The organism is Stenotrophomonas indicatrix (genome assembly GCA_041545745.1).
Classification (GTDB): Bacteria; Pseudomonadota; Gammaproteobacteria; order Xanthomonadales; family Xanthomonadaceae; genus Stenotrophomonas; species Stenotrophomonas indicatrix_A.
This window is the reverse complement of record CP168153.1, coordinates 1-7,081: the sequence shown is the minus strand read 5'-3', so window position 1 is coordinate 7,081 and position 7,081 is coordinate 1. Positions and strand designations below refer to the sequence as shown.

The window sequence follows — 7,081 nt, the reverse complement described above, 5'->3', positions numbered from 1 at the left end:
CTTCTACTCCGGCTTTTTTAGCAGCGAAGCGTTTGATAAGCGAACCAATCGAGTCAGTACCGATGTAGCCGATAAACACGCTCGTTATATAAGCGAGATTGCTACTTAGTCCGGCGAAGTCGAGAAGGTCACGAATGAACTAGGCGATAATGGCGCACATCGTTGCGTCGATTACTGTTTTTGTAAACGCACCGCCATTATATCTGCCGCGAAGGTACGCCATTGCAAACGCAAGGATTGCCCCGATGCCTTGTTCCTTTGCCGCGAGAATGGCGGCCAACAGGTCATGTTTTTCTGGCATCTTCATGTCTTACCCCCAATAAGGGGATTTGCTCTATTTAATTAGGAATAAGGTCGATTACTGATAGAACAAATCCAGGCTACTGTGTTTAGTAATCAGATTTGTTCGTGACCGATATGCACGGGCAAAACGGCAGGAGGTTGTTAGCGCAAAAAAAAAATTCCAAAAAAAAAATTCCAAAAAAAAAAAGCGACTAACAAACACAATCTGATGGCGCTTACGGTTCACTACTCACGACGATGTTTTTTTTGGTACCTTTTTTTTCACCGGAAAGGACCCGTAAAGTGATAATGATTATCATCTACATATCACAACGTGCGTGGAGGCCATCAAACCACGTCAAATAATCAATTATGACGCAGGTATCGTATTAATTGATCTGCATCAACTTAACGTAAAAACAACTTCAGACAATACAAATCAGCGACACTGAATACGGGGCAACCTCATGTCAACGAAGAACAGAACCCGCAGAACAACAACCCGCAACATCCGCTTTCCTAACCAAATGATTGAACAAATTAACATCGCTCTTGAGCAAAAAGGGTCCGGGAATTTCTCAGCCTGGGTCATTGAAGCCTGCCGTCGGAGACTAACGTCAGAAAAGAGAGCATATACATCAATTAAAAGTGATGAAGAATGAACATCCCGCGTTCTTCCCTCCGAACAGGACGATATTGTAAATTCACTTAATTACGAGGGCATTGCAGTAATTGAGTTGCAGTTTTACCACTTTCCTGACAGTGACAGACTGCGTGTTGGCTCTGTCACAGACTAAATAGTTTGAATGATTAGCAGTTATGGTGATCAGTCAACCACCAGGGAATAATCCTTCATATTATTATCGTGCTTCACCAACGCTGCCTCAATTGCTCTGAATGCTTCCAGAGACACCTTATGTTCTATACATGCAATTACAACATCAGGGTAACTCATAGAAATGGTGCTATTAAGCATATTTTTTACACGAATCAGATCCACGGAGGGATCATCAGCAGATTGTTCTTTATTCATTTTGTCGCTCCATGCGCTTGCTCTTCATCTAGCGGTTAAAATATTACTTCAAATCTTTCTGTATGAAGATTTGAGCACGTTGGCCTTACATACATCTGTCGGTTGTATTTCCCTCCAGAATGCCAGCAGGACCGCACTTTGTTACGCAACCAATACTATTAAGTGAAAACATTCCTAATATTTGACATAAATCATCAACAAAACACAAGGAGGTCAGACCAGATTGAAACGATAAAAACGATAATGCAAACTACGCGCCCTCGTATCACATGGAAGGTTTTACCAATGGCTCAGGTTGCCATTTTTAAAGAAATATTCGATCAAGTGCGAAAAGATTTAGACTGTGAATTGTTTTATTCTGAACTAAAACGTCACAACGTCTCACATTATATTTACTATCTAGCCACAGATAATATTCACATCGTGTTAGAAAACGATAACACCGTGTTAATAAAAGGACTTAAAAAGGTTGTAAATGTTAAATTCTCAAGAAACACGCATCTTATAGAAACGTCCTATGATAGGTTGAAATCAAGAGAAATCACATTTCAGCAATACAGGGAAAATCTTGCTAAAGCAGGAGTTTTCCGATGGGTTACAAATATCCATGAACATAAAAGATATTACTATACCTTTGATAATTCATTACTATTTACTGAGAGCATTCAGAACACTACACAAATCTTTCCACGCTAAATCATAACGTCCGGTTTCTTCCGTGTCAGCACCGGGGCGTTGGCATAATGCAATACGTGTACGCGCTAAACCCTGTGTGCATCGTTTTAATTATTCCCGGACACTCCCGCAGAGAAGTTCCCCGTCAGGGCTGTGGACATAGTTAATCCGGGAATACAATGACGATTCATCGCACCTGACATACATTAATAAATATTAACAATATGAAATTTCAACTCATTGTTTAGGGTTTGTTTAATTTTCTACACATACGATTCTGCGAACTTCAAAAAGCATCGGGAATAACACCATGAAAAAAATGCTACTCGCTACTGCGCTGGCCCTGCTTATTACAGGATGTGCTCAACAGACGTTTACTGTTCAAAACAAACCGGCAGCAGTAGCACCAAAGGAAACCATCACCCATCATTTCTTCGTTTCTGGAATTGGGCAGAAGAAAACTGTCGATGCAGCCAAAATTTGTGGCGGCGCAGAAAATGTTGTTAAAACAGAAACCCAGCAAACATTCGTAAATGGATTGCTCGGTTTTATTACTTTAGGCATTTATACTCCGCTGGAAGCGCGTGTGTATTGCTCACAATAATTGCATGAGTTGCCCATCGATATGGGCAACTCTATCTGCACTGCTCATTAATATACTTCTGGGTTCCTTCCAGTTGTTTTTGCATAGTGATCAGCCTCTCTCTGAGGGTGAAATAATCCCGTTCAGCGGTGTCTGCCAGTCGGGGGGAGGCTGCATTATCCACGCCGGAGGCGGTGGTGGCTTCACGCACTGACTGACAGACTGCTTTGATGTGCAACCGACGACGACCAGCGGCAACATCATCACGCAGAGCATCATTTTCAGCTTTAGCATCAGCTAACTCCTTCGTGTATTTTGCATCGAGCGCAGCAACATCACGCTGACGCATCTGCATGTCAGTAATTGCCGCGTTCGCCAGCTTCAGTTCTCTGGCATTTTTGTCGCGCTGGGCTTTGTAGGTAATGGCGTTATCACGGTAATGATTAACAGCCCATGACAGGCAGACGATGATGCAGATAACCAGAGCGGAGATAATCGCGGTGACTCTGCTCATACATCAATCTCTCTGACCGTTCCGCCCGCTTCTTTGAATTTTGCAATCAGGCTGTCAGCCTTATGCTCGAACTGACCATAACCAGCGCCCGGCAGTGAAGCCCAGATATTGCTGCAACGGTCGATTGCCTGACGGATATCACCACGATCAATCATAGGTAAAGCGCCACGCTCCTTAATCTGCTGCAATGCCACAGCGTCCTGACTTTTCGGAGAGAAGTCTTTCAGGCCAAGCTGCTTGCGGTAGGCATCCCACCAACGGGAAAGAAGCTGGTAGCGTCCGGCGCCTGTTGATTTGAGTTTTGGGTTTAGCGTGACAAGTTTGCGAGGGTGATCGGAGTAATCAGTAAATAGCTCTCCGCCTACAATGACGTCATAACCATGATTTCTGGTTTTCTGACGTCCGTTATCAGTTCCCTCCGACCACGCCAGCATATCGAGGAACGCCTTACGTTGATTATTGATTTCTACCATCTTCTACTCCGGCTTTTTTAGCAGCGAAGCGTTTGATAAGCGAACCAATCGAGTCAGTACCGATGTAGCCGATAAACACGCTCGTTATATAAGCGAGATTGCTACTTAGTCCGGCGAAGTCGAGAAGGTCACGAATGAACTAGGCGATAATGGCGCACATCGTTGCGTCGATTACTGTTTTTGTAAACGCACCGCCATTATATCTGCCGCGAAGGTACGCCATTGCAAACGCAAGGATTGCCCCGATGCCTTGTTCCTTTGCCGCGAGAATGGCGGCCAACAGGTCATGTTTTTCTGGCATCTTCATGTCTTACCCCCAATAAGGGGATTTGCTCTATTTAATTAGGAATAAGGTCGATTACTGATAGAACAAATCCAGGCTACTGTGTTTAGTAATCAGATTTGTTCGTGACCGATATGCACGGGCAAAACGGCAGGAGGTTGTTAGCGCAAAAAAAAAATTCCAAAAAAAAAATTCCAAAAAAAAAAGCGACTAACAAGATGTTTTTTTTGGTACCTTTTTTTTCACCGGAAAGGACCCGTAAAGTGATAATGATTATCATCTACATATCACAACGTGCGTGGAGGCCATCAAACCACGTCAAATAATCAATTATGACGCAGGTATCGTATTAATTGATCTGCATCAACTTAACGTAAAAACAACTTCAGACAATACAAATCAGCGACACTGAATACGGGGCAACCTCATGTCAACGAAGAACAGAACCCGCAGAACAACAACCCGCAACATCCGCTTTCCTAACCAAATGATTGAACAAATTAACATCGCTCTTGAGCAAAAAGGGTCCGGGAATTTCTCAGCCTGGGTCATTGAAGCCTGCCGTCGGAGACTAACGTCAGAAAAGAGAGCATATACATCAATTAAAAGTGATGAAGAATGAACATCCCGCGTTCTTCCCTCCGAACAGGACGATATTGTAAATTCACTTAATTACGAGGGCATTGCAGTAATTGAGTTGCAGTTTTACCACTTTCCTGACAGTGACAGACTGCGTGTTGGCTCTGTCACAGACTAAATAGTTTGAATGATTAGCAGTTATGGTGATCAGTCAACCACCAGGGAATAATCCTTCATATTATTATCGTGCTTCACCAACGCTGCCTCAATTGCTCTGAATGCTTCCAGAGACACCTTATGTTCTATACATGCAATTACAACATCAGGGTAACTCATAGAAATGGTGCTATTAAGCATATTTTTTACACGAATCAGATCCACGGAGGGATCATCAGCAGATTGTTCTTTATTCATTTTGTCGCTCCATGCGCTTGCTCTTCATCTAGCGGTTAAAATATTACTTCAAATCTTTCTGTATGAAGATTTGAGCACGTTGGCCTTACATACATCTGTCGGTTGTATTTCCCTCCAGAATGCCAGCAGGACCGCACTTTGTTACGCAACCAATACTATTAAGTGAAAACATTCCTAATATTTGACATAAATCATCAACAAAACACAAGGAGGTCAGACCAGATTGAAACGATAAAAACGATAATGCAAACTACGCGCCCTCGTATCACATGGAAGGTTTTACCAATGGCTCAGGTTGCCATTTTTAAAGAAATATTCGATCAAGTGCGAAAAGATTTAGACTGTGAATTGTTTTATTCTGAACTAAAACGTCACAACGTCTCACATTATATTTACTATCTAGCCACAGATAATATTCACATCGTGTTAGAAAACGATAACACCGTGTTAATAAAAGGACTTAAAAAGGTTGTAAATGTTAAATTCTCAAGAAACACGCATCTTATAGAAACGTCCTATGATAGGTTGAAATCAAGAGAAATCACATTTCAGCAATACAGGGAAAATCTTGCTAAAGCAGGAGTTTTCCGATGGGTTACAAATATCCATGAACATAAAAGATATTACTATACCTTTGATAATTCATTACTATTTACTGAGAGCATTCAGAACACTACACAAATCTTTCCACGCTAAATCATAACGTCCGGTTTCTTCCGTGTCAGCACCGGGGCGTTGGCATAATGCAATACGTGTACGCGCTAAACCCTGTGTGCATCGTTTTAATTATTCCCGGACACTCCCGCAGAGAAGTTCCCCGTCAGGGCTGTGGACATAGTTAATCCGGGAATACAATGACGATTCATCGCACCTGACATACATTAATAAATATTAACAATATGAAATTTCAACTCATTGTTTAGGGTTTGTTTAATTTTCTACACATACGATTCTGCGAACTTCAAAAAGCATCGGGAATAACACCATGAAAAAAATGCTACTCGCTACTGCGCTGGCCCTGCTTATTACAGGATGTGCTCAACAGACGTTTACTGTTCAAAACAAACCGGCAGCAGTAGCACCAAAGGAAACCATCACCCATCATTTCTTCGTTTCTGGAATTGGGCAGAAGAAAACTGTCGATGCAGCCAAAATTTGTGGCGGCGCAGAAAATGTTGTTAAAACAGAAACCCAGCAAACATTCGTAAATGGATTGCTCGGTTTTATTACTTTAGGCATTTATACTCCGCTGGAAGCGCGTGTGTATTGCTCACAATAATTGCATGAGTTGCCCATCGATATGGGCAACTCTATCTGCACTGCTCATTAATATACTTCTGGGTTCCTTCCAGTTGTTTTTGCATAGTGATCAGCCTCTCTCTGAGGGTGAAATAATCCCGTTCAGCGGTGTCTGCCAGTCGGGGGGAGGCTGCATTATCCACGCCGGAGGCGGTGGTGGCTTCACGCACTGACTGACAGACTGCTTTGATGTGCAACCGACGACGACCAGCGGCAACATCATCACGCAGAGCATCATTTTCAGCTTTAGCATCAGCTAACTCCTTCGTGTATTTTGCATCGAGCGCAGCAACATCACGCTGACGCATCTGCATGTCAGTAATTGCCGCGTTCGCCAGCTTCAGTTCTCTGGCATTTTTGTCGCGCTGGGCTTTGTAGGTAATGGCGTTATCACGGTAATGATTAACAGCCCATGACAGGCAGACGATGATGCAGATAACCAGAGCGGAGATAATCGCGGTGACTCTGCTCATACATCAATCTCTCTGACCGTTCCGCCCGCTTCTTTGAATTTTGCAATCAGGCTGTCAGCCTTATGCTCGAACTGACCATAACCAGCGCCCGGCAGTGAAGCCCAGATATTGCTGCAACGGTCGATTGCCTGACGGATATCACCACGATCAATCATAGGTAAAGCGCCACGCTCCTTAATCTGCTGCAATGCCACAGCGTCCTGACTTTTCGGAGAGAAGTCTTTCAGGCCAAGCTGCTTGCGGTAGGCATCCCACCAACGGGAAAGAAGCTGGTAGCGTCCGGCGCCTGTTGATTTGAGTTTTGGGTTTAGCGTGACAAGTTTGCGAGGGTGATCGGAGTAATCAGTAAATAGCTCTCCGCCTACAATGACGTCATAACCATGATTTCTGGTTTTCTGACGTCCGTTATCAGTTCCCTCCGACCACGCCAGCATATCGAGGAACGCCTTACGTTGATTATTGATTTCTACCAT

13 protein-coding genes and 1 pseudogene are annotated in these 7,081 nt (G+C 43.4%); 6 read left to right on the top strand and 8 right to left on the bottom strand.

Going from position 1 to position 7,081, the window contains the following annotated elements; genetic code table 11:
• Positions 1-139: 139 nt before the first annotated feature.
• A complete protein-coding gene (locus ACEF39_RS21215) occupies positions 140-307 on the bottom strand; it encodes a phage holin, lambda family (RefSeq protein WP_004034645.1) in 168 nt (55 codons plus the stop codon).
• Positions 308-749: 442 nt separating this feature from the next.
• On the opposite strand from ACEF39_RS21215, the gene ACEF39_RS21210 reads away from it, so the two are divergent.
• On the top strand, positions 750-944 hold the full coding sequence (locus tag ACEF39_RS21210; protein WP_001421937.1) for a YlcI/YnfO family protein: 195 nt from the start codon (positions 750-752) through the stop codon (positions 942-944).
• A 164-nt stretch (positions 945-1,108) separates the two neighbouring features.
• Here ACEF39_RS21210 and ybcW (ACEF39_RS21205) read toward each other — a convergent pair whose 3' ends face one another.
• Positions 1,109-1,315, bottom strand: a complete 207-nt coding sequence (ybcW, locus tag ACEF39_RS21205) for a protein YbcW (RefSeq protein WP_001031427.1) — start codon at positions 1,313-1,315, stop codon at positions 1,109-1,111.
• A 285-nt stretch (positions 1,316-1,600) separates the two neighbouring features.
• On the opposite strand from ybcW (ACEF39_RS21205), the gene ACEF39_RS21200 reads away from it, so the two are divergent.
• Both ACEF39_RS21200 and bor (ACEF39_RS21195) read left to right on the top strand, forming a co-directional pair.
• Entirely contained in the window at positions 1,601-2,011 is a 411-nt protein-coding gene (locus tag ACEF39_RS21200; RefSeq protein ID WP_012775990.1) for a DUF1398 domain-containing protein, read from the top strand.
• Between the two features lie 289 nt (positions 2,012-2,300).
• Complete coding sequence (bor, locus tag ACEF39_RS21195; RefSeq protein WP_000738492.1) at positions 2,301-2,594, top strand: serum resistance lipoprotein Bor; 294 nt, start codon at positions 2,301-2,303, stop codon at positions 2,592-2,594.
• 31 nt (positions 2,595-2,625) lie between these two features.
• Here bor (ACEF39_RS21195) and rzpD (ACEF39_RS21190) read toward each other — a convergent pair whose 3' ends face one another.
• The 3 genes and pseudogenes from rzpD (ACEF39_RS21190) to ACEF39_RS21180 form a co-directional block, all read right to left on the bottom strand.
• On the bottom strand, positions 2,626-3,087 hold the full coding sequence (rzpD, locus tag ACEF39_RS21190) for a prophage endopeptidase RzpD (RefSeq protein WP_000092275.1): 462 nt from the start codon (positions 3,085-3,087) through the stop codon (positions 2,626-2,628).
• Positions 3,084-3,560 carry a glycoside hydrolase family 24 protein gene (locus tag ACEF39_RS21185; protein ID WP_000229403.1) on the bottom strand — a complete coding sequence of 159 codons (477 nt, stop codon included), beginning with the start codon at positions 3,558-3,560 and terminating at the stop codon, positions 3,084-3,086. The genes rzpD (ACEF39_RS21190) and ACEF39_RS21185 overlap by 4 nt, the downstream gene beginning before the upstream one ends.
• Positions 3,544-3,867: pseudogene (locus ACEF39_RS21180) on the bottom strand (phage holin, lambda family). Before ACEF39_RS21180 ends, ACEF39_RS21185 begins: the two are co-directional and overlap by 17 nt.
• Positions 3,868-4,270: 403 nt before the next feature.
• On the opposite strand from ACEF39_RS21180, the gene ACEF39_RS21175 reads away from it, so the two are divergent.
• Positions 4,271-4,465, top strand: coding sequence for a YlcI/YnfO family protein (locus ACEF39_RS21175; protein ID WP_001421937.1), 195 nt, complete (start codon positions 4,271-4,273; stop codon positions 4,463-4,465).
• Between the two features lie 164 nt (positions 4,466-4,629).
• On the opposite strand, the gene ybcW (ACEF39_RS21170) is transcribed toward ACEF39_RS21175, so the two are convergent.
• Complete coding sequence (ybcW, locus tag ACEF39_RS21170; protein ID WP_001031427.1) at positions 4,630-4,836, bottom strand: protein YbcW; 207 nt, start codon at positions 4,834-4,836, stop codon at positions 4,630-4,632.
• A 285-nt stretch (positions 4,837-5,121) separates the two neighbouring features.
• Here ybcW (ACEF39_RS21170) and ACEF39_RS21165 point away from each other — a divergent pair, with 285 nt between their 5' ends.
• On the top strand, positions 5,122-5,532 hold the full coding sequence (locus tag ACEF39_RS21165; protein WP_012775990.1) for a DUF1398 domain-containing protein: 411 nt from the start codon (positions 5,122-5,124) through the stop codon (positions 5,530-5,532).
• Between the two features lie 289 nt (positions 5,533-5,821).
• On the top strand, positions 5,822-6,115 hold the full coding sequence (gene bor / locus ACEF39_RS21160; RefSeq protein ID WP_000738492.1) for a serum resistance lipoprotein Bor: 294 nt from the start codon (positions 5,822-5,824) through the stop codon (positions 6,113-6,115).
• A 31-nt stretch (positions 6,116-6,146) separates the two neighbouring features.
• Here bor (ACEF39_RS21160) and rzpD (ACEF39_RS21155) read toward each other — a convergent pair whose 3' ends face one another.
• Both rzpD (ACEF39_RS21155) and ACEF39_RS21150 read right to left on the bottom strand, forming a co-directional pair.
• Positions 6,147-6,608: a prophage endopeptidase RzpD gene (rzpD, locus tag ACEF39_RS21155; protein WP_000092275.1), complete on the bottom strand. Its 462-nt coding sequence runs from the start codon at positions 6,606-6,608 to the stop codon at positions 6,147-6,149.
• Positions 6,605-7,081 (bottom strand): glycoside hydrolase family 24 protein, encoded by a 477-nt coding sequence (locus tag ACEF39_RS21150; RefSeq protein WP_000229403.1) that lies wholly within the window; start codon positions 7,079-7,081, stop codon positions 6,605-6,607. Before ACEF39_RS21150 ends, rzpD (ACEF39_RS21155) begins: the two co-directional genes overlap by 4 nt.

Coding starts and splice junctions, on each gene's coding strand:
- bor (WP_000738492.1), top strand. CDS start 2,301: ATGAAAAAAATGCTACTCGCTACTGCGCTGGCCCTGCTTATTACAGGA.
- ACEF39_RS21215 (WP_004034645.1), bottom strand. CDS start 307: ATGAAGATGCCAGAAAAACATGACCTGTTGGCCGCCATTCTCGCGGCA.
- ACEF39_RS21165 (WP_012775990.1), top strand. CDS start 5,122: ATGGCTCAGGTTGCCATTTTTAAAGAAATATTCGATCAAGTGCGAAAA.
- ACEF39_RS21150 (WP_000229403.1), bottom strand. CDS start 7,081: ATGGTAGAAATCAATAATCAACGTAAGGCGTTCCTCGATATGCTGGCG.
- ACEF39_RS21210 (WP_001421937.1), top strand. CDS start 750: ATGTCAACGAAGAACAGAACCCGCAGAACAACAACCCGCAACATCCGC.
- rzpD (WP_000092275.1), bottom strand. CDS start 3,087: ATGAGCAGAGTCACCGCGATTATCTCCGCTCTGGTTATCTGCATCATC.
- ybcW (WP_001031427.1), bottom strand. CDS start 1,315: ATGAATAAAGAACAATCTGCTGATGATCCCTCCGTGGATCTGATTCGT.
- bor (WP_000738492.1), top strand. CDS start 5,822: ATGAAAAAAATGCTACTCGCTACTGCGCTGGCCCTGCTTATTACAGGA.
- ybcW (WP_001031427.1), bottom strand. CDS start 4,836: ATGAATAAAGAACAATCTGCTGATGATCCCTCCGTGGATCTGATTCGT.
- ACEF39_RS21200 (WP_012775990.1), top strand. CDS start 1,601: ATGGCTCAGGTTGCCATTTTTAAAGAAATATTCGATCAAGTGCGAAAA.
- ACEF39_RS21185 (WP_000229403.1), bottom strand. CDS start 3,560: ATGGTAGAAATCAATAATCAACGTAAGGCGTTCCTCGATATGCTGGCG.
- rzpD (WP_000092275.1), bottom strand. CDS start 6,608: ATGAGCAGAGTCACCGCGATTATCTCCGCTCTGGTTATCTGCATCATC.
- ACEF39_RS21175 (WP_001421937.1), top strand. CDS start 4,271: ATGTCAACGAAGAACAGAACCCGCAGAACAACAACCCGCAACATCCGC.